A 22980-nucleotide genomic window follows, 5' to 3' on the forward strand; every position below is an offset into this window, starting at 1 on the left:
CGTCATCGACGGCATCCATGATGCTATCGGTCGCCTGGGCGTGCCGGAGGGCGCGACGATTCTTGAGCCAGGCTGCGGCACCGGCAATTTCATGAGCCAGGGGAAACCGGGCAATCGCTTTATCGGTGTCGAACTCGATTCTATCTCCGGTCGCATCGCCCGCGCCCTCCATCCCGAACACGACATCCGCATCGAAAGTTTCCGCGACACAACGCTGCCGGAAAACCGCATCGACGCCGTAATCGGCAACGTGCCGTTTGCCGATCTGAAGCTCGATTACCACGGGCAGAAGTATTCGCTGCATGATTATTTCTTCGCCAAATCCATCGACACACTGAAACCCGGTGGCGTGCTGGCGCTGGTCACTTCCCACTTCACGCTCGACAAGCAGAACGCCGCGATCCGCGAGTACCTGGCGTCGAAAGCCGACTTCGTGGGAGCGATCCGGTTGCCGTCGGATGCGTTCAAGCGGGAAGGAACCGCCGTGGTGACCGACATCGTATTTCTTCGGAAGCGTGACCGGGGCGAACCTGCCCACCACGTCGATCCCGACTGGCTGGGCATCGCACCGCTGACGATCGATGGCGCAGAGGTTCCGGTAAACCGCTACTTCCTGAACCATCCCGAAATGGTGCTGGGCAACTGGTCCCGCAAGGACACGCTCTATGGAGGCGAAGGGTTCAGCGTCATTGGTAATGGCGACCTGCAAGGAAAACTCAGGCAAGCGATTGACCGGCTTCCAAAATTCGAGCCGCTGCAATCAACGCAAGCCGAAACTGAAGCCGCTCCGGCATTCGTACCGCCGCCACCGGAACGCCACATCAGCGAAGGCAGCTTCTTCCTGGGTGACGACAAGGTCATTTATCAATCGCAAGGCGGACAAGGCGTTCCCGTTGTCTATGGCGGCACGACGCTCAAAGCTGATGGCACGATGACCGGCAAACGCATGGCCGCTCTGGTCGAACTGCGTGACCGCGCTCGCCGCGTGCTGCAATCGCAGAACGAAGGATGGCCGCAATCGCACCGTGACGATGCCCGCCGCGAACTCAATCGCACTTATGACCGTTTCGTTGCTGCCTACGGCCCGATCAACAAGACCACCTTCGGCGAAACAGCCGATGGCAGCGTCATCCGCCGGATGCCCAACCTTGTAAAATTCAAGGAAGACCCGGACGCGATGCTGGTCATGTCGCTCGAAGATTACGACGAAGTGACCGGCAAGGCGACCAAAGCCGCCATCATGTCGAAGGACGTGGTAGGCAAGAACCCGCCCGTTACGCAAGTACGCTCCGCCGAGGAAGGCTTGCTGGTATCGCTCAATCAGCGCGGCACGGTGGATCTCGCCTATATCGCATCCCTGTACGGTAAGCCGGAGCAGCAGATTATCACCGAACTGGGCGACCTGATCTTTCAGGAACCGCAATCGCAGGAATGGCAGACCGCCGACGCCTACCTGTCCGGTAACGTGCGGGCAAAACTCGCCGCCGCCGAAGCGGCAGGCTCGCAATACCAACGCAACGTCAACGCCTTGCGGCAGGTGCAGCCCGAGGACGTGCTACCGGGCGACATCGACGCCGGGCTTGGGGCACCGTGGATTCCGGCAAGCGATATTCAGGCATTTGCCGCCGACCTGTTCCATGTTGAGCCGTCTTCCGTGCCGGTGGCCCACCTGAAGAAAGATGCCGTCTGGAGCCTGGACGCCGGATACGCCGCCAAGGCATCCGTCGCCGCAACATCGGAATTCGGAACGTCGCGAGCCAACGGCACCTGGCTGCTCGAACTGGCCCTCAACATGAAGTCGCCGACCATTTACGACACCATCCAGAATGGCGACTGTGAGGAGAGGGTGGTCAACCAGGAAGAGACGATGGCAGCCCGCGAGAAGCAGAAGCTCATTAAGGAGCGTTTCCGTTCGTGGGTGTTCACCGACCCGGAACGCACCGAACGCCTCGTGCGGATTTACAACGACACCTATAACAATCTGCGTCCCCGGCTGTTCGACGGCTCGCATCTCGATTTCCAGGGGATGAATCAGGCATTGACGCTCCGCCCGCATCAGAAGGATGCCGTCTGGCGGGGCATGAGCAGCGGCAACACCTTGCTGGCCCACGTCGTCGGTGCCGGCAAGACATTCACGATGGCCGCAACCGGCATGAAGATGAAACAGGCCGGGCTTGTCAAAAAGCCGATGTACGTCGTCCCCAATCACCTGCTGGAGCAATTCGCCCGCGAATTCATGCAGTTGTATCCGAATGCGAAGCTGCTGGTTGCCGCCAAGGAAGACCTGACCCGCGACCGCCGCAAGTTCCTCACCGCCAAGATTGCCAGCGGCGAATGGGATGGCATCGTCGTCACGCATTCATCCTTCGAGCGCATCGGCATGTCACGGGATTATCAGGAGAAGTTCCTGCTGGAGCAGATCGCGGAATACGACGCATTGCTCCGCGAACACGCTGCCGACAAGGGCGCCAACCGCAACCTCATCAAGCAGATCGAAAAGCAGAAGGCGGCCCGCGCTGAGCGGCTCAAGAACCTTTTGGCCGAGGACAAGAAGGATGACGGGCTGGTATTCGATGAACTGGGGGTCGATCACGTCTTCATCGACGAGGCCCATTATTTCAAGAACCTGGAAACCCCGACCAAGATGGAACGTGTCGCCGGTATCCAGACTGGAGGCAGCGAACGCGCCTTCGACGTGTACATGAAGGCCCGCTTCCTCGACGAGCAGCACGCTGGCCACGGCGTCACATTTGCCACAGGAACGCCGATCAGCAACACGATGGTGGAGATGTACACCATGCAGCGATTCCTCGACCCAGAGGGCCTCAGAAGCCGGGGAATCGAGCATTTCGACGCCTGGGCAGCCACCTTCGGCGAAGTCGTGGACACGATGGAGATTTCCCCGGATGGTGCCGGGCTTCGCCCCCGCAGCCGGTTTGCCCGGTTCACAAACCTGCCGGAGCTTCAGCAGATGTTCCGGGCATTCTCCGATGTGCAGACCGCCGAGATGCTCAACCTGCCGCGTCCGCGACTGCGAGGCGACAAGCCCATCGTGGTTGCCTGCCCCATGTCCGATGAACAGTGCGAACTGCAAAGGGAGTTGGTGGAACGCTACGAACGGCTGCGGTCGGAGAAGATCGACCCGCGTATTGATAACGCACTGGCAATTACAACCGACGGCCGCAAGCTCGCCACCGATGCCCGGATGCTTTCGGCCACGGCCCCTGATTTTCCGGGATCGAAGGTCAACCGTCTTGTGGAAAACGTTGTGGAAATCTGGAGGAAGAGCACGCCAACACGCGGAACGCAAATGATTTTTGCCGACATGGGCGTGAATCCGACAGCGTGGGGTTACTCGCCGTATGACGAGATCATCGAGAAGCTGATCGCCCAGGGCATTCCCCGCGAGCAGATTGCCACCATCGGCGAAGCCGAATCCGACGCCAAGAAGCAGGCATTGTTCGAGAAGGTTCGCCAAGGTTCAGTGCGGGTGCTGATCGGCAGTACGCAAAAGATGGGCACGGGCACCAACGTCCAGAAACGGTTGGTCGCCCTGCATCACCTCGATGCACCGTGGAAACCGGCGGAAGTCGAACAGCGTGACGGCCGCATTCTCCGCCAGGGCAATGAAAACAAGGAAGTGGCGATTTACCGTTACGTTACCGAGGGTTCGTTCGATGCCTATATGTGGCAGGCCCTCGAAACCAAGGCCCGGTTCATTGGCCAGGTCATCACCGGTGACAATGCCGCCCGACGCGCCGAGGACATCGGCGGACAGGAACTCTCCTATGCCGAGGTCAAAGCAATCGCATCCGGAAACCCGGCAGTGCTCACACTGGCCGAAGCTGATGCCGAGTTGCAGCGGCTCAACCTCCTGAAAAAGAACCATCTCGACGAGCAATACGTCGCCCGTCGAAACGTGAAGAGTTTGCCGGCTACCATCACGAGCCTCACCGAACGGCTGTCAAATCTGACCACCGACGAGGCGACCGTCACGGGCCATGCCCAGGACCGCATCGTCATTGGCAAGCAACCCTGGAACCGCGAAGACGCACCTGCTGCTCTTGCGGGCAAGCTGGAACTGCTGCCGACCAACGTCCGCGAGAATACCCGCGTTCCGCTTGGCACCTTCCGGGGCCTGCAATTCGGTTTGGTCCTGCATCCGCAGTTTCCACCCGACGTATATCTCGAAGGTGCGATCATTCGGCATGACTCGCTTTCGCGGGAGCATCAGGGACCACGCGCCGTGCTCAATGCCCTGGAACGGATTGCCACCGGCTACGCGGCTGAGACCGTCCGCGTCCGGCAGGATCTGTCGATTGCCGAATCGCAGTTACGCGACTATCAAGCCCGGCTGGGAAAAGCATTTCCGCACGATGCGTACCTGTTGCAACTGACTGACTTACGGGACCAGCTCAAGGCCGGGCTATCGGCTACCGCACACAATTCCCGTGATCAGTCCGGTCCGAGCGTTTCTGAACTGGCCGACCAGATCAAATCGCTGAAATCTGCGAACACCATTGAGGCAACTCCGCAGCGCGTGCAACGCAAGCACGTATCTGCTGAGGAGCCAATCACCGCCCGCATCCGCCGTCGGCAGGAAGAGGTCGCGTCGGCGGACGAATCCAGCCCAAATGAAGACGGATCGCCGGAGCCGAAGACAATGACATTCCAGGAACGCATCCTGAGGGAACGCCAGCAGCGCACCGATGGTGAATCGCAAAGCCCATCCTGATAATCCACTCGTGCAAAGGAAGAACCCCCGCTCAGAATCCACCTCAGGCTCTGGTGAATGGTTCAGAAGGACCAGCAGCTTCACCTCTGCCTCTGTCGCATTTCGTCGCGGGGCTTGTGAACCCCCGCGACGAAACACTCCGACGGCGACGGTGAATAAAACGTCCGAATCAGGTTGCGACAGGCTGGTGGCCGCTCTTTCACCCTAAGGCACAGCTGAATACACGCCTGCGAGAGGCTGATTGTCGGCCAAGGCTGCCACGCACTCACGGTGGCACTCTAACAAAACGATTGCATCTATGCGATCGTTGTGATAGCCATGTCCCATGAGCCGAATCGTACTTCTTTTTACCATCATCATGAGCCTTGTGGTTGTACCCACCTATCACGGATATCAGTGCGTCCTGCACCATTCGTCTATGCAACTCGCCAGTGTCTCTGACAATCATATTACCCAGAAATCTGAGAAGCCTGGAGAATCCGACCATTTCTGCTGCCAACATCATCAGTCACTCCGGCAAACACTCGAATTGTTCTCTTATCATCGCAGTGCGATAAGCCAGCCTTTCTTGTTTTTCACAGACAGCAACCTCAGATCATTCTCGCCCCGTCCACTCTTAGAGCCTCCATCGCACGCTTAACGCTTAATTATCCATCAGCTGACGCGCCTCATTCGCGCGCTCAATGACAAATCCTGTTACGGAATTATGTGTTTGCGTTATGAGACGATGTGTTTTGATCACTTCTTTAATTGGCATTTCTGTGCCAACAACGGCTTCAGCTACGCGCGTTCAGCTGCTTGCGGAAACAAGTAATGTGACGCAGACCGAAGCCCATGACCCTGGCACCGCGAGTGATACGATTGCACGCCCCACGACGCCGATGGTGGTCACACTGGAAACTGCGATCACGAATGCTCTTGCTGCTTCACCGCGACTTAGGTCAGTAAAAGCGTCACTTGCAGCGAGTAAAGGTGAACGCGACCAAGCCAGTGCATGGGCAAATCCTGAGGCCTCCGTGGAAGCGGAGAATATCGGCGGCGAAGGCCAGTATCGCGGATTGCGATCGGCAGAGGTAACGTATGGGGTGTCACAGCTGATAGAGATTGGCGGCAAACGTTCTGCCCGCATCGACGTTGCTGAGCAAGGCGCAACACTTGCGGGATTCGATTACGAAACGGCGCGGCTGGATCTGGTGCGCGAAGTGCAGCTCGCTTATATCGACGCCATCGCCGCGCAGGAACAGGCACAAATCACCTCCGAGCAACAGGAATTGGCAAAAGACGTATTGAGCGTGGTGAGCCAGCGCGTCGGCGCGGCGCGTGAGCCGTTGATTCAGAAAAGCAAGGCGGAAGTAGCGCTTTCCACCAGCACCATCGCACATGACAAAGCGGAACTCGCTCTTGTGACCGCCAAGCGCGCGCTGGCCTCGCTATGGGGCGGCACAAATGAGGCGTATGAGCTCGACAACGCCGCTTTCTTTACGATTACACAACCGGCGCCGCTGGCCGTAGCAATGGATGAGTGGAAGAAAAACCCGGATTTCGCCCGCTTCGATGCGGAAGTTGCGCGCAGCAAAGCAGCGCTGGATTTGGAAAAAGCCAATGCGGTGCCGGACCCGCGCATCAGCGCCGGTGTGCGGGATTTCCGCGAGAGCAATGACCGCGCCTTCGTAGTCGGCCTGTCGCTGCCGATTCCGGTATTCAATCTGAATCGCGGCAATATTGAGACAGCCCGCCAGGAAGTCACCCGCACCGAAAGCATCAGGGAAAATGCGGCGCTGACGCTCAATACCGAACTGACGCGCGCGCAGGCTGAACTGGAAATAGCATACAACCAGGCCGTCACTCTTAAAGATACCATTCTGCCCGCTGCGCAGAAGGCTTTTACCTTGTCGCGCCGGGGCTATGGCGAAGGCAAGTTTTCCTATCTGGAAGTGCTTGACGCCCAGCGAACGCTTTATGAAACCCGCTCCAGCTACCAGGATGCCTTGCGCGATTACCACCGCAACCGCGCCGAAGTGGAGCGCCTGACCGCCACCCATACCACGCCAGCCAGTTATAACGAGGAGCCTCATGAGTAATAAATCGCTAGTTATTATTTTGTTGTTGGCGGCGTTGATTGGCGGTGGCTACTGGCTTATGGGCGGCAAGGCTGAAAATGCGCTCGCGCAGGCCGAACCGGAAAGGAAAGAAGAAGGCAATGCCGAGGAAGGCCATAAGGAAGGTGAGCCCGCCGGCGACAGCACGGAGATCGCCAAGGACGCCGCCGATGCTGCGGGCATTAAGACGGAAACCGCTGGCGGTGCCACTGTTGCGGAAACCGTAACGCTGACCGGGCGCATCACGCTGAACCAAAACACCATTGCACAGGTAAAAGCGCGCTTTCCGGGCATCGTGCGCGATGTGAAAAAAGGCCAAGGCGAAACCGTCGATGTGGGCGATGTGCTGGCGACGGTGGAAAGCAATGATAGCCTTCAGGTCTATCCGGTGAAAGCGCCGATTCATGGCGTCATCCTCGCGCGCAATACCAATATTGGCGATGTCGCAGGCGATTCGCCGCTCTTTACCATCGTCAACGTGTCGAACGTATGGGCGGAATTTCACGTTTTCCCGCGCGATATCGACAAGATTAAGAACGGGCAAACTGTCCGCGTCATTAGCTTTGAAGGACAGCATGAAGGTGAAGCGCCGATCTCGGTGGTATCGCCGATCGCTGAATCTTCCAGCCAAACCATAGTTGCGCGCGTGACGCTGCCGAATGACGAAGGCCTATGGCATTCGGGCATGACGGTGCGCGGCGACGTGGCGGTGCGTGAGAAGCAAGTGCCGCTTGCCGTCAAAACATCCGCGATTCAGCGAATGGAAGGCAAAACGGTGGTGTTCGTGCGAGACGGCGATAAGTACCTCATGCGCCCTATCAAGGCGGGGATTGCCGACAACGAATGGACGGAAGTGCGCGATGGGCTGAAACCCGGCGAATCATATGTCAGCGGCAACAGCTTTTTAATTAAGGCCGACATCGGCAAAGCCGGTGCCGAGCATGAGGACTAAATCATGATCGAGCGCATTTTAGGCTTTTCCCTCCATCACCGTTACCTGGTCGCATTGCTCAGCGCAGCGGTTGCCGTGTTTGGTCTGTATTCGCTCAAAGCTCTGCCGATCGACGCCGTGCCGGATATCACCAACGTACAGGTGCAGATCAATACGGTCGCACCCGCGCTTTCTCCGATGGAAATCGAAAAGCAGGTTACTTTCGCAGTGGAAACGGCGCTGGCTGGCATTCCAGGCTTGGAGAGCACCCGCTCGATCTCGCGCAACGGGTTCAGCCAGGTGACGGCGGTTTTTCATGATGACGTCGATATTTATTTTGCTCGCGCGCAGGTAAATGAACGCTTGGCCGAAGCGAAGGAATCGCTACCGACCGGCACCGACCCGCGCATGGGAGCAATCTCGACAGGCTTGGGTGAAATTTATATGTGGACGGTGCGCTATGCGCATCCAAAAGGCGAAGGCGCGGCGGTAAAGGACGGCGAAGCGGGTTGGCAAAGCGACGGCAGTTATTTAACACCAGAAGGACAGAAGCTCAAAGGGGATATGGAATTAGCATCCTACCTGCGCACGGTGCAGGACTGGATTATCCGCCCGCAGCTTAAAAGCGTAGCGGGCGTGGCCGGCGTCGATGCCATCGGCGGCTATAAGCGCGAGTACCATGTGCAGCCATACCCGGAAAAGCTGGTGGCGCTAGGACTTAGTTTTAAGGACATCGTAGAGGCCCTTGAAAAGAACAATCAAAGCGTCGGCGCTGGCTATATCGAAAAAGCCGGTGACTCTTATGTGGTGCGCGCCGATGGACGTATCAGCACGGCGGAGGAAATTGGCGATATCGTCGTCACCACGCGCCGAGGCGTGCCGGTCTATTTGCGCGACATTGCCCAGGTCGGAATTGGCAAGGAACTCCGCACGGGCTCCGCATCGGAGAACGGTCAGGAGGTCGTGGTTGGCACATCGCTGATGCTGATCGGCGCGAACAGTCGCACCGTATCGGAAGCGGTGGACACGAAGCTGAAAGAAATCGTCAAATCCCTGCCGCCGGATATCGAAGCCAAGACAGTATTGAACCGCACCAACCTGGTGAACCGGACCATCGGCACGGTGGAGAAAAATCTGACCGAAGGCGCGCTACTGGTCATCGCTGTGCTGTTCCTTGTGCTTGGCAACATCCGCGCCGCCATGATTACGGCGCTGGTCATCCCGATTTCAATGCTGATGACTTTTATCGGAATGATTAAGCTAGGTATTTCCGGCAATCTGATGAGCTTGGGCGCGCTCGACTTCGGCCTGATCGTGGACGGCGCGATCATCATCACAGAAAACTGCCTGCACCGACTGGCACATGCGCAGAAACATTGCAGCCGCGTACTGAATCTGAAAGAACGCCTGCACGAGGTAATGCTGGCGGGCAAGGAAATCATTAAGCCCATCGTGTTCGGCCAAGCCATCATCATCATGGTGTATGTGCCGATGCTCACCTTCACTGGCATCGAAGGCAAGATGTTCGAGCCGATGGCGATCACCGTCATTCTGGCGCTGGTTGCCTCCTTCGTGCTTTCTATCACGTTCGTACCGGCAATGATTGCCATCTTCGTCACTGGCAAGGTGAAGGAAGGCGAAGGCCGTATGGTGGAAAAAGCCAAGGAGTATTATCTGCCTTGGCTGGAACGTACAATCGCGCGCCCCGGCAAAACCGCTGGCATCGCTACCGCGCTGGTGCTGCTGGCGATCGTCACTTTCAACTTCCTCGGCCGCGAGTTCATTCCGACGCTCGACGAGAAGGATATGGCGATGCAGGCGCTGCGTATCCCTTCCACCTCACTCACGCAATCGCAGACAATGCAGTTTGAAGTGGAAAAAGCGGTCAGCGGTTTCAAGGAAGTGGCGTTCGTTTTCAGCAAAACCGGCTCGGCGGAAATGGCATCCGACCCGATGCCGCCAAACGCCACGGATACCTTCATTATCCTGAAAGACCAGAAAGAATGGCCTGACCCGAAACTGCCGAAATCCGAACTGATTAAGCGGGTGGAGGAAGCCGTGCGCAAGGTGCCGGGCAACAATTATGAATTTACCCAGCCGATTCAGATGCGCTTCAACGAGCTGATCGCCGGCGTGCGCGGCGACGTGGCGGTGAAGATCTATGGCGACGATTTCGGCGCGATGGGGAAAACCGGCGGGCAGATCATGCAGCAGCTCCAGGCCATTCCCGGCGCGGCGGACGTCAAGGAGGAGCAAGCCAGCGGCCTGCCGTTCTTGGAAATCAATCTGGATAGGCCAGCGATTGCGCGCTACGGCCTCAATGTCAGCGATGTGCTCGATGTGGTGGCGATCGCCGTGGGCGGGCGAGAATCCGGACTCGTGTTCCAGGGTGACAGGCGCTTCGATATTCTGGTGCGGCTGCCAGATAACCTCCGCGGTGATATAGCGGTGATTGAAAACCTGCCGATTCTGCTGCCGGAGGAAACTGAAAACTCCGACGAAAACGCCAATCTGCCGCACAGCCGCCCGCGCTATCTCCCCTTACGCGAAGTGGCGAAGCTGGAAATGGTGGAAGGTCCGAACCAGATCAGCCGCGAGAACGGCAAGCGCCGTATGGTAGTGCAGGCCAACGTGCGCGGGCGCGACATCGGCTCATTCGTCGCTGATGCTCAGGCGGCGGTGGATGCCAAGGTGAAGCTCCCAGCCGGATACTGGCTGGAATGGGGCGGGCAGTTTAAGAATTTGAAGGAAGCCAGCGACCGCCTGATGATCGTGGTGCCTACCTGCTTCTTCTTCATTTTCCTGCTGCTCTTTGCCGCGCTCAATTCCGTGAAGCAGGCGCTGCTGGTGTTCTCCGGCATTCCGCTGGCGGTGGTGGGCGGCGTGTTCACGCTGCTGTTGATCAACATGCCGTTTTCGATTTCGGCGGGCGTGGGCTTTATCGCGCTGTCCGGTATCTCGGTGCTTAACGGCTTGGTGATGATCAACAGCATCAACCAGCTCGTGCAGGAAGGCCTGCCGAAAGAGGAAGCCGTGCGCCAAGGCACATTAAACCGCTTGCGCGCCATGATTATGGCAACGGTGGTGCCGTCGCTCGGTTATGTGCCGATGGCACTTTCCAACGGCGCGGGCGCAGAAGTGCAGAAGCCGCTGGCCGTCGTGGTGATCGGCGGGCTCATCGCAGCAACCATCTTGACGCTCCTGGTGCTTCCCGCTCTCTACAACCGCTTTAATCTAGCCCAAGAATTGACCGAGAAGGAGGAACTATGAACCGGCGAACGACAGTTGCATTGACCTTTGTGATACTGCTCTTTGGATGCAGCCAACCAGCGCAACAATCTTTAGATGAGAAGCTGGCAGACAAGACGCCCGAGGAAAAACAGGAAATACTGCGCCTGGCCTGTCTCAACGAGGCGGAATATACCACCAGGATCAAGAGGGCCAAATTTGAGCGCCAATACGGTGGTAGGCGACTATCTTCGGTGCACAACACAAGCGAAACCAACCGGTTGAAACAATTATGCCGTGAGATGATGCGGCTTAATTAAAGGAGAGAGACAGTGTATGAATAGAATGAAAAACTTGGTGCGTTTTCTTGTATTGTGCGGGGGATTGCTTTTGGTTGCTTGCGATTCGAGTTATCAGGAAAAACTCAATGAGATGTTGCGAGGGAAAACCGTTGCGGAAAAACGCCTCATTCTTGCAGATGAATGCGCCGCACAGATCAACAATGGTTCGACGCCGAAAGCCCGTGGAAATGCAAGTCATTACGAGCGTATGAAGCACATCTGCGAGGAGATGACCGGAGAAACGGTCGATGCGAATCCACCCGTCCAACTTCACAAATAGAATGACTGATGGATAGCCCTGCCTCAACAAATCATTCGAGGATCGTTTCAATTCGCTTTGCGAAGCCCTGGGACGAAGAGATCGATGTGCGAATCCGGCCGCACCCATACCACCGCAACTCTTTGCAGGGCTATTCGCTTATTCAAGTTGAGGGAGATTGAGAAGTTCCAGGGCTTCATTCGGGTGGCTGTTAAGGCGGCGGATGGCGGCCGCACTCGATGACGATACGATTCCAGACTGGCAGAATGCCCAGCATTTTCAGGGCGGCCTTATGCTCGTTGGTCTTTGCATCGACACGAGCTTGAACCAGGACCGCCTCGACGAGCGGCGAGTAAGCCGCGACCAAATGCCGCCCGGACACGACGTCCCGACTGCTCGCAAAGTTTTGCCGTCAATGGAGAGCAGCTCTTTCTGCTCTCTTGCCGCTTCTCCTTCGGGAGTTGGCCGCAGGCGGGACTGTATCCATAGCGGTAGAGCGGCTTTCAAGGCAATCGCGTCCAGACGGCTGAACAGGTCGGAAAAGCACGAGGCGGCCAGCGTCTTGCCACGGGTAAAGCCGAGAGCATGGGTGAGAGCCGGGCCGAACTGGGCAACGGCCACCGGCTACTTGCGTCCCCGCAACATAGCGAGGACAGTCAAAGCGAGGATGGCGGACAAGGGGTGGACGCGACCGCGACGGTTGCGGGGGGGGGGGCGGGTACTTCGGCCAGGACTTCGAGCAGGGAAAGGCCAGGCATAACGGGGCTCCGCTCCGGAGGGCACTTGCGCCCTTCTTACTCAGTCTCTCTCGATCTGCCAACCTGAATCGGCGAATAGCCCTGTTTAGCCCCTGGGGACGATGCGGTTTTTGTTATGGACGAGAACCGCATTTGCCGATAAAATCAAATACTTGGCAAAATCTGTCTGCGGTGTTTTTATGGCCCGGCTGTTGCTCATTCTGATGCTGATGACGACGCAACTCCTCACGGGGAGTGGCGCTTCCGTCTATCTATGCGTCGGCAGCAACGGCTCGTACTGCTTTGACTCTGGCCCTGACTCCTGCAGCTGCTGCCATGAGGAGCACGAAACTACGGGCGATGGTTGCAAGCACGAACACGACGATGCCGCTTGCAATCACCATGACGAGTCGCAGCCAGTTCAACCTGGAACGGATAGGCTCACGGCGCTCGATCCGTGTGGATGCACGCACATCCCCGTTATGTTGCCGTCCGACCAGCCAACAAATGCCTCCCGTGCTGCCGTCAAGGTGGACGTTGAGCGGCTCACCGCGCTCATTACCCTGCCGCTGTTGAGTAGCTTCGATGGCTGGCTGGCATCTCAGCCCGCGATCCATTGGTCCGATCCACCGCCAGACGGCAATTTCGCGCTGACCATTGTCTCCACGGTTGTCATTCGCTGCTAAACCAGCCTCTCTCCTCGGCGTTGTCGCGCTGAGTCGATGATCCGCGCGATCATCATCCTCGCTCGACGTTCTCAGCCGTGTCTTCGATCACGCTGCACGACCGTTTTCGTGCTGCTGTCGGTCGGGAAATCACCCTTCACTTTCGGAGAGAGTATGTCTGCAACCGTTATGGCCCCGCCGCGCCCTGTGGGCGGTCTGCCACAGGCCGAAGCCCAAACCGTGCCAAGGCCACGCCGTCGCTGGTGGATGGCGGCTTTGAATACCGTGCCTAACCTCGTGGTGTTTTCTATCCTGGGCGGTGTGATGTACCTCGGGCATCACACCGGCTGGAAGCTGCCGAAAATGTCTTCCCTCATGGGAACCGCGCCGGTCGCAGCCGACGACTGGTGTGCCGAACATCTCGTCCCGGAAACTGCGTGCATCGAGTGCCGTACCGATCTGCTTCCGAAAGACAAGCCGCAAGGCTTTTGCCGGGAGCACGGTGTCGCTGAGTGCGTAATCCATCACCCGGATCTCGCGCAGGTGAAGGGTGATCCGCAGCTTCCCAAGTACGACACAGTGAGAGCGATCTCACTCGTTGCCCGACCTGAAAATAACAGCCGCAACACGATGCACTCCCGCCGAGTACAGTTTTCGTCCGCCGAGAGCGTCACCAAGGCGGGGATCGACGTGGACGTGGTGCAAGAACGTCCGATTCTCGATGCAATCACCGCCAACGGCGAACTGATGTTTGATCCAACCCGCGTAGGACATCTTTCAGCGAGAGTTCCCGGCAGTGTCGCGGCAGTCTTCAAAATGATCGGCGACGAAGTGGCTGCGGACGACGTGCTGGCGCTGATTGACGCCAACCAGGTCGGACAAGCGAAGTCACAGTTTCTGCAAGCCGTGGTGCAGCATAAGCTGCGAAAGACCACCGTAGAACGCCTCAAACCGATTGCGACGAATGGTGCGCTCCCTCAAAAGTCGTTGATCGAAGCTGAAGCCGCCCTCCAGGAATCCGAAGTCGCTCTTATCGCCGCTCGCCAGGCTCTTGCGAACCTTGGCTTCGACCTGCCCGAAGATATAGAAGATCGCGACGCGCGTTTACTCGCCGATGATTTGCGATTTCTCGGCGTACCCAAGAATGCACTCACGTCGATTCCAGAGGGAACAAAAACCGCCAACCTGATCCCCGTTCGCGCCCGCTACAAAGGAGTGCTGATCGCATCGCAGGTCGTCGCAGGAGAAGTCGTCGATACCTCGAAGTCCCTGTTCACCGTCAGCGATCCTCACCGGATGTGGCTCATCCTGAATGTTCGCCAGGAGGACGCCAAGTACGTTCGGCGCGGCCAATCAGTCCGGTTTCGCGCCGACAACGGCGACCAGTTGGTAGTGGGCACAGTGTCGTGGATCAGCCCAGCCGTTGACGAACAAACCCGCACCATGCAGGTCAGAGTCGCCGTCGCAAACGAAGATGGCGCACTCCAGGACAAGACGTTTGGCACCGGCCGGATCATCCTCCGCGAAGAACCTAACGCCATCGTCGTGCCTCGTGATGCCGTGCAATCGACGCCCGACGCATCATTCGTCTTCGTGCGCGACAAGAACTACTTCGACGAAAAGTCGCCGAAGTTCTTTCATGTGCGGCAGGTTCGCATCGGTGCACGCGATGATCAGTATGTCGAACTCCTCGCTGGCGTCTTGCCGGGGGAAGTCATTGCATCCAAGGGAAGTAACGTCCTGCTTGCTCAGCTACTTCGCAGCAATCTCGGTGCGGGTTGCGGCTGCCACGAACATTAAGCGAAGGAACGGAGGCTTGTCATGGACTTCCTCAATCGGATTATCGACTTTTCCCTGCACAACCGGATGGTGGTCATCCTGGGCGTGTTGGCTGCCGCTGTCGCCGGCGTGTTCGCCTTGCAGCATCTTGACATTGATGCTTTCCCGGACACGACGCCGGTGCAAGTGCAGATTAATACGATTGCGCCGTCGCTGGGGCCGGAAGAAGTCGAACGGCAAATCACGTTTCCCATCGAGCAAGCCATCGGCGGCCTGCCGGCATTGGAACAACTGCGCTCCATCTCCAAGTTCGGGCTGTCGCAGGTCGTCGTCGTGTTCAAGGACGGAGTGGATATTTACTTCGCCCGGCAACTCATCAATGAACGCCTGGCGTCGGTCGAGATGCCGCAAGGCATTGAGCGACCCAAGATGGGCCCGGTGGCCACGGGCCTGGGAGAGGTTTTCCACTACGTCGTGACCGGCCAGGGAACGGATGTAACGGAACTGCGAACGATCCACGACTGGGTAGTCAAGCCGCCGATGAAAACGGTTCCCGGCACGGCGGAAATCAACAGTTGGGGCGGGTACGTCAAGCAGTACCAGATTCGTCTCAACCCCGACCGCCTGATTAAGCACGGCCTGACGTTCGACCAAGTCATTGCAGCAGTCCAGAAGAATAATTTCAACGTCGGCGGCGGCAACATCAGCCAACCGAGCGGCATGCTGCTCGTTCAAGGGCTTGGACGGACCACAAACATCGAGCAGATTCGGCAGATTGTCATTCATGCCAAGGACGGCGTACCGATCCGTGTGTCCGATGTGGGCGATGTCGTCATTGGGCACGAAATCCGCCGTGGTGCCGTAACCGCCAACGGCCAGGGGGAAGTTGTACTCGGCCTGGGCTTCATGCTGATGGGCGAGAATAGTCACGAAGTCACGTGGGCGATGAAGGAGAAGCTGAAGACGCTGGAGTCCAATCTGCCCCCCAACGTGCAGGTTAAGCCGGTTTACGACCGCACCCAGCTTGTTGACTTCGTGATCGACACGGTGCGAAAGAACCTCTTCGAGGGTGGCCTGTTCGTCGTCGCCGTGTTGTTCGCTTTTCTGGGCAACTTGCGGGCGGCTGCCATCGTGGCCTTGGCCATTCCGCTATCGATGCTGTTTGCTTTCACCGGCATGTATCGCTTCGGGATTGCGGCCAGCCTGCTCAGTCTCGGTGCCATCGACTTCGGACTCGTAGTCGATAGCTCCGTGGTGATGATCGAAAACTGTGTGCGGCATCTGGCACACGACTCTAATAGCGGTAAGAGCCGATTGGACATCATTCGAGATGCTGCCGTCGAAGTTCGCAAACCGACCATGTTCGGCGAACTCATCATCATGATCGTCTACCTGCCGATCCTGACGCTGGAAGGGATCGAGGGAAAGATGTTTCGGCCAATGGCACTCACGGTCATTTTCGCCCTGATGGGGTCGATGGTTCTCTCGCTCACGCTGATGCCGGTGCTGGCGAGCTTGCTCCTGCCAAAGAAGGTTGAGGAGCATGAACCATTCCTGATGCGAATTGCCCATGCAATTCACTACCCGATCCTCCAGTTCGCGATGCACCACAAGTTGGCGGTGATGGGCTTTGCCGCCAGTGTCCTGATTCTGGCGTTCGGGATGATTGCCCCGAACTTGGGCTCCGAGTTCGTGCCCCGGCTCTCAGAAGGGGCGATTGCCATTGGCGTGGTACGATTGGCGGGAACTGATCTCAGCGAATCGGTGCGCTATAACACGGAAATGGAGAAAGTGCTGCTCGCCACCTTTCCTGACGAAATCGAAAACGTCTGGAGTCGTATCGGTACGGCCGAAGTCGCAACGGACCCGATGGGCGTCGAACTCACCGACACGTTCATCACTCTCAAGCCACGTACACAGTGGAAAAAGGCAAGGACGCAGGCTGATCTCACCGAACTCATCGACAAAGCGCTGCGGGACATGCCGGGACAGCGGCTCGCCTACTCGCAGCCCATCGAGATGCGGATCAATGAAATGGTATCCGGGGTGCGCGCAGACCTTGGCGTCAAGCTCTTCGGCGACGACTTCACCATCCTCGTCAGTAAGGCCCAGGAGATTGAGCGGGCGCTTAATTCCATCGAAGGTGCCGCAGATGTTGCCGTCGAGCAAGTCACCGGTCAGCCGATGCTACAAATCAAGGTGAATCAAGATCAGATTGCCCGCTACGGCGTGTCAGCACAGGAAGTGCTTGACCTGGTCCAGTCCATTGGCAGTAAGCCGGTGGGAGAGATCGTCGAAGGGCAGCTTCGCTTCCCATTGATCGTACGGCTTCCCGAGCAATACCGGGAAAGCCCGCTATCCATCGGCAACATGCTAATCTCAACTCCCAAAGGAGAACGCATTCCGCTGTCGAGGCTAGCGGCAGTCGAGATTGTCGAAGGCCCGTCCACGATCACACGCGAATGGGGCCAGCGGCGAATCACGATCACCGCCAATGTGAGAGGGCGGGATTTGGGAAGTTTCGTCGCCGAGGCACGGTCAAAAATCGGGGAGAAGGTTTCGTTGCCGTCAGCCCGCTACCGAGTGGAATACGGTGGCCAGTTCGAGAACATGCAGCGTGCCCAAACCCGGTTGATGATTGTCGTCCCGCTGGCGCTCGTGTTGATCTTCGTGCTGCTCTACATGACGTACCACAACGTCGTCGATGCCCTGCGGGTGTTCACGGGCATTCCCTTCGCCTGGGTTGGCGGCATCTTCGCCCTGTGGCTGCGAGACATGCCGTTCTCAATCTCAGCCGGCATTGGCTTCATTGCCATGTCCGGCGTCGCCGTGCTCGATGACATGATCCTTGTCTCGTACATCCGTCAGCTTCGGCAAAAGGGGCTGTCTCTCGATGACGCTGTAACGCAGGCGGCAATCACTCGCCTTCGCCCGGTGTTGATGACGACGCTGGTTGCCAGTTTGGGCTTTCTGCCAATGGCATTCAGCGAAGGGATGGGAGCGGAAGTTCAGCGCCCCTTGGCCACGGTCGTGATTGGTGGGGTCATCGGAGCGATGATCATGTCGCTGCTCGTACTTCGCGTTCTGTATCTGCTGTTCAACGCTCCCGTCGCTCGCCACGAGCGGCAGGAGCATCACGAAGGAATGCCCGCCGAACCGGTTTTGGTGGGCTCGACTGGAGACCTTTAATCGTCAGGAGGATCGAGAAATGAGAAATGGAATTCTGTGGGTGTCCATGTTGGCAATTTGCAGCGCTATCACGGCCCCACCCATGTACGCGCAGCAGTCGAAACAAGCGACAGCAGGGGGAGCCAAGGCAACCCTTGACCAAGCGGCCAAGGACGGCAAGTACACGTTTCTGATGTTCTACAAACAAAAGGATGCCGCCACAGATGCAATGGCGACGACGCTGAAGGAAGCCTTGGCCGACAAGGCTGAACAGTCCGTCGTTGCCTATGTCCAGGTCAGCAATCCTGCCGAACAGGCATTGATCGCGGCGTATGGCGTGAGCCGAGCCCCGATGCCGATGGCGATTGCAATCGCCCCAAACGGTGCGATTACCGGCATGTTCGCCCAGAAGGTGACCGGCGAGACCTTGGCCGACGCATTCGTCACGCCGGCGATGATGTTCACAATGAAGAACCTGCAAAAAAACAAGCTTGTTCTTGTCACGGTGCAAGGCTCCGCGAAGTCCCCGGCACCAGTCGCCGTCAAGGATTTCCAGAGCGACCCGCATTTTAAGGACCGTATCGTCACGGCCAGCATCAATGCAGCCGCTCCCGAGGAAGCGAAGTTCATCGGTCAGATGCAGATCGATCCCAAGGCCAAGATCACTCACACAGTCCTACTGGCTCCGCCCGGAATGATGGTGGGAAAGTTTGACGCTGCCGCGTCAAAAGATGAGATCGCTGCCGCTTTGGCAAAGGCGGGCAAGTGCTGCGACGACCCGAACTGCAAGCATCATCAGCAGCCGCAGCGCGCGGCAAGTCAACCAACTTCCGGCACGAGGCGATAAAAAGCGATGCCTCGCTTACTGATCCCTTATACAACTTGTGAACCCTGCCTTTCAAGGAAGAAACCATGAATCTCAAAACCCTCGTCTGGCGTGAGCTGGCTGAGCGGCCTTCGGCCATGCTCACCAGCACGCTGACGATACTTCTGGGCGTAACTGCCCTCACCGCCATTCGTCACGTCACCGTCTTCTCCGAGCGGGAGGTCGGGCAACAGTTGCAGTCACTCGGCGCGAACGTGCTTGTGCTGCCCAAGGACTCGACCTTGCAGGACTACTATTCAGCGGACCTTACCGAACGCACGCTGCCGGAGTCGCATGTTTCCAGCATCCTTCTGGAGAACCTGCCGGGCGTGGAGCGGCTGTCGCCGAAACTTTGCATCACCGCGAAAGTCGCGGATCGCGACGTGACGCTGACGGGCATCCTGCCTCAGAGCGAGTTCCAAGCGAAGGCCGCGTGGCAATCCGTTTCGTTGTTCAGCAATAAACACGAAGGATGCAAAAAAGCCTCGTGCGGCCCGAAGACCTACGACGCCGCGCCGGAGTCGCTCGCCAGTGAACGGACCATCGATCAGTTGAAGGACAACGAGGCCGTGATCGGAGCCGACATCGCCGAGTTTTCCGGCCTCAAACCCGGAAAGCAGATCGAATTGCTCGGCGAAAAGTTGCAAGTGCTTGCCGTGCTACCGCGCACTGGCACCGTCGATGACTCGCGTGTTTTCGCGCACTTGCACACCGTCCAGCGGCTGAGCAATGCCGGCGAGGTCGTCAACGCGATCGAAGTCATGGGTTGCTGCGAGGACGCAGCGGGCGGACTTGTTCCACGGCTAGCCGAACTGCTGCCCGACGCCAAGGTGGTGACCATTTCGCAAGTCGTCTCGACGCAAGTGGGCGTCAATCGGCTGATGAGCCAAATGTCGCTGATTGTGCTTGGCATTCTGGCGATTGTCGGCGGCGCAAGTGTTGCCAGCACGATCTCGTCCAACGTCCGTGAACGCCGACGTGAAATTGGCACATTGATGGCACTGGGAGCAACACCGAATCTCATCGCCCGTATGTTTCTGCTGAAGGCGTGGGTATTGGGCATCCTGGGAGCGGCAAGCGGCTGCGTCCTTGGGTTGTTCGTTGCCATGTGGCTCGGTTCACAGTGGATCGGCGTAACGGTAAGGCCATTGCCAGACCTGATCGCACTCGCCGTCGTGGCCGCCGTTACCATCACCACCCTTGCCGCACTGTGGCCGGCCCGCTCTGCGGCAAAGCTCGATCCCTGTTGCTGTTTCCAGGAGGTCTAACATCATGTTTCATCTGCAAGACATCACCAAGGTCTATCGTCGGCGGCAGCATCAAGTCGTCGCCTTTCAGGCATGTTCGCTGGACATCGCTCACGGCGAGTATGTCGCAGTCGTCGGTCCCAGCGGAAGCGGCAAAACCACGTTGCTGTCGATGCTAGGCGGTATGTTGTCGCCAGACGCCGGCAAAGTGTTGTTCGACGGCGAGTCGCTCTACGACTTGCCGCTTACCGAACGAACCCGCCTGCGGCGCGAGCGCATCGGCTTCGTGTTTCAGACGTTCAACCTTGTGCCGTATCTCACGGCTCTGGAAAACGTCCAGATCCCGCTGTTTCTGCACGGTATCAGCAAGTCCGATCAGGAGGCCCGCGCGACCGAGCTCTTGGAACAAGTCGGACTCGGAAGCCGCATTGAGCACAAGCCAAGCGAGCTAAGCACTGGCCAGCAGCAGCGGGTCGCACTGGCTCGCACCCTGGCGAACAATCCGCGACTGATCCTGGCCGACGAACCAACGGGCAACCTCGATCCCGACAGCCGCGAAGCAGTGCTTTCGATGTTCGACAATTTCGTGCGCGAGGGCCGCACAATCGTGATGGTGACACACGACCCGGCCGCGGCGGCGCGGGCGAGCCGACGGCTCTGTTTGGCCGACGGAAGAATCGCCGATGCCGTCGAACCCACTCTGAAAAAGGTCGCCTAAGCCTGTTGACCCCTAAAGTCCATTCTCCAACGAAAGGAACCTGTCCATGAATCTGATGAGTAAGAACCTGTTGCTGGTATGCCTGATCGCCACGAGCTACGGCCTCGCGGGGTGCAGCCAAAACGCCGCGCCGACAAAGGCTGCGAAATCGGGGCACGCCGACCATCCGGGCCACAAGGATGGCGATGAGCATGACGAAGGCGACGGCCATGACCACCAAGCGAAGAAGGATGGCCATAGCCACGATGGCTGGTGGTGCAACGAACATGGCGTCCCAGAGGAAGTCTGCGGTCAGTGCAACACAAAACTCGCGGCAGACTTTCAAAAGAAGGGCGATTGGTGCAAAGAGCACGACCGCCCTGATTCACAGTGCTTCAAGTGCCATCCCGAACTGCAAGCCAAGTTTGCGGCCCAGTACGAGGCCAAGTTCGGAAAGAAGCCGCCTACGCCGGAAGGTTGAGCGGGATTGTGCCCTTATGAACGGATTGCGAGCCACGCCCAAAGGGGGAGCGGCCAAGGACTTTTACGGACTGGATCGCCGGAATGGAATCCCAAGCGATCCATGCCAATTCCAGGGAGGGTGACATCGTGCGCGATCGAAATCTCTTGGGAGCGCTATCACTCAGCGTGATTGCGTTTACGGCGGGATGCGCCCAAACGTCATCTCACCGTGTTGCAAAAGTGCCGGCACCGGCTGCGAGCCAGCATACCGAGTTGGCCAGTCCTCGTTCCGATGCAGTTGACGGCAGCGAACACGTGGCGTCAACGGGGAGCGAAATTCGGCTCGTCGGAGCGGAAGACCTTCCAGTCCCTCCTGCCGCCGCGACGGATGCATTCGACGAACTCGCTTCCGAAACTATTCCGTCGGGTGTGATGACCCTCGCTGATCTTGAAAACCTGGCAATGGGCAACAATCCGACGCTGTCCCAAGCAGCAGCCGCAGTTGACCAGCAGCGAGGAGAATACCGCCAGTCCGGGCTCTATCCCAATCCGCAAGTTGGATACTTGAACACGACCGCAAATCAGACGGCTCCCAAGCAATCGAACGGCATGTTCTTTAGCCAGGAATTCGTGACCGCCAAAAAGATTCCGCTGGCTCAGGCGGCAAACTCGCAGGAAATCAAGAGATTACAGTGGGACCAACAATCGCAGCGAATCCGTGTATTGAACGACGTGAAGATTCGCTACTACGAAGTGCTGGGTGCGCAGCGCCAGGTGACCGTCAACCAAGAGTTGGTGCGGCTCGCGCGCCAGCATCTTGAAGCGGCGCAGAGTCTCTTCGACGCGAAAACCGCTTCGAGAACAGACGTTCTCCAGGCCAGCGTCCTCGTCGAGACATCGCGAATCCGGGTGGCAGAAGCGACTCACCGGCTGGAGGCCGCTTGGGAGCAACTGGCGGCGATGGTTGGCGTGCCAACCTTACCCTTATCGGAAGTATCGGATACCGGAGCCGACAACATTCCAGTCCTGGACCTTGAAACCGAATGGCAGAGGATGCTGAACGAGAGCCCGCAGCTTCGATCGGCGCAGTCAGAGTTGGATCACGGAATGGCCGTCCTGCGTCAAGCACGCGCACAGGCCAAACCGAACTTCACCGTGCAAGTGGTGGCCGATTACGACCGCGTGACTCAATCAACGACAGCAAGCACACTGGTGGCACTGCCGTTGCCAGTTTTCAACCGCAATCAGGGAAACATCGACAAGGCGTCGGCAGATATTCGGGCCGATCAAGCGGACATCGTGCGTTCTCAACTGGTCCTGCGAGATCAATTGGCGGACTCGTTCCGGCGATACAAAACCAGCCGCCTTCAGGCCGACAAGCTCAAGGAGTCGATTCTCCCGGCCGTGGAAGAGAATCTGAAGCTGACCATGACGGCCTACAAAGGAGGCGAAATCAGCTTTCGTGACGTTCTGACCGCTCAAGAGGCCTATGCCCAGAGTCAAATCGCACGCATTGAAGCAATTACCGAAGCACACAAAGTCGCAGTGGAGATCACGGGAATGCAACTAACCGGCGGACTGAATCCGGCGGCGATTGGTTCAGCCATTCAGAGCCAACCGGGCGGTAGTCAGCGACAGCGCGCGCTCCTGCAAGATGTCCAGGATCAGGCAACCAAACAACTCCTGCCCGCAGCGCAGATTGGACGGTGATTGAATGCACCTGCTGGACACAAGGACAAAGCCGTGATAGCGATTCCGCCGAGAGCA

The 22980-nt window shown here is 58.1% G+C and carries 14 protein-coding genes; all 14 read left to right on the forward strand.

Translation table 11 applies throughout. The features are described from left to right. Window positions 1-1138 precede the first annotated feature (1138 nt). The 14 genes from JSS27_02290 (at window position 1139) to JSS27_02355 (ending at window position 22923) form a co-directional block, all read left to right on the forward strand. The gene (locus JSS27_02290) at window positions 1139-4735 is read left to right on the forward strand and encodes a DEAD/DEAH box helicase family protein (protein MBS0207760.1); all 3597 of its coding nucleotides are present in this window, start codon (window positions 1139-1141) and stop codon (window positions 4733-4735) included. Between the two features lie 815 nt (window positions 4736-5550). After that, window positions 5551-6816, forward strand: coding sequence for a TolC family protein (locus tag JSS27_02295; GenBank protein ID MBS0207761.1), 1266 nt, complete (start codon window positions 5551-5553; stop codon window positions 6814-6816). Next, a complete protein-coding gene (locus tag JSS27_02300) occupies window positions 6809-7786 on the forward strand; it encodes an efflux RND transporter periplasmic adaptor subunit (GenBank protein MBS0207762.1) in 978 nt (325 codons plus the stop codon). Before JSS27_02295 ends, JSS27_02300 begins: the two co-directional genes overlap by 8 nt. A 3-nt stretch (window positions 7787-7789) precedes the next feature. After that, window positions 7790-11035: a CusA/CzcA family heavy metal efflux RND transporter gene (locus JSS27_02305; GenBank protein ID MBS0207763.1), complete on the forward strand. Its 3246-nt coding sequence runs from the start codon at window positions 7790-7792 to the stop codon at window positions 11033-11035. After that, window positions 11032-11313: a hypothetical protein gene (locus tag JSS27_02310; GenBank protein MBS0207764.1), complete on the forward strand. Its 282-nt coding sequence runs from the start codon at window positions 11032-11034 to the stop codon at window positions 11311-11313. The genes JSS27_02305 and JSS27_02310 overlap by 4 nt, the downstream gene beginning before the upstream one ends. Window positions 11314-11329: 16 nt before the next feature. After that, window positions 11330-11614, forward strand: a complete 285-nt coding sequence (locus tag JSS27_02315) for a hypothetical protein (protein MBS0207765.1) — start codon at window positions 11330-11332, stop codon at window positions 11612-11614. Window positions 11615-12452: 838 nt separating this feature from the next. After that, window positions 12453-13016, forward strand: coding sequence for a hypothetical protein (locus tag JSS27_02320; GenBank protein ID MBS0207766.1), 564 nt, complete (start codon window positions 12453-12455; stop codon window positions 13014-13016). A gap of 36 nt (window positions 13017-13052) precedes the next feature. After that, window positions 13053-14795 carry an efflux RND transporter periplasmic adaptor subunit gene (locus JSS27_02325; GenBank protein MBS0207767.1) on the forward strand — a complete coding sequence of 581 codons (1743 nt, stop codon included), beginning with the start codon at window positions 13053-13055 and terminating at the stop codon, window positions 14793-14795. A gap of 21 nt (window positions 14796-14816) precedes the next feature. Next, window positions 14817-17963, forward strand: a complete 3147-nt coding sequence (locus JSS27_02330) for an efflux RND transporter permease subunit (protein ID MBS0207768.1) — start codon at window positions 14817-14819, stop codon at window positions 17961-17963. Window positions 17964-18045: 82 nt separating this feature from the next. After that, window positions 18046-18789, forward strand: coding sequence for a hypothetical protein (locus JSS27_02335; protein MBS0207769.1), 744 nt, complete (start codon window positions 18046-18048; stop codon window positions 18787-18789). 65 nt (window positions 18790-18854) lie between these two features. Next, entirely contained in the window at window positions 18855-20075 is a 1221-nt protein-coding gene (locus JSS27_02340; GenBank protein ID MBS0207770.1) for an ABC transporter permease, read from the forward strand. A gap of 4 nt (window positions 20076-20079) precedes the next feature. Further along, window positions 20080-20772, forward strand: a complete 693-nt coding sequence (locus JSS27_02345; GenBank protein MBS0207771.1) for an ABC transporter ATP-binding protein — start codon at window positions 20080-20082, stop codon at window positions 20770-20772. 46 nt (window positions 20773-20818) lie between these two features. Then, on the forward strand, window positions 20819-21232 hold the full coding sequence (locus JSS27_02350; GenBank protein ID MBS0207772.1) for an RND transporter: 414 nt from the start codon (window positions 20819-20821) through the stop codon (window positions 21230-21232). A 128-nt stretch (window positions 21233-21360) separates the two neighbouring features. After that, window positions 21361-22923, forward strand: coding sequence for a TolC family protein (locus JSS27_02355; GenBank protein MBS0207773.1), 1563 nt, complete (start codon window positions 21361-21363; stop codon window positions 22921-22923). Window positions 22924-22980: the final 57 nt, after the last annotated feature.

Source organism: Planctomycetota bacterium, assembly GCA_018242585.1.
Lineage (GTDB): Bacteria > Planctomycetota > Planctomycetia > Pirellulales > PNKZ01 > JAFEBQ01.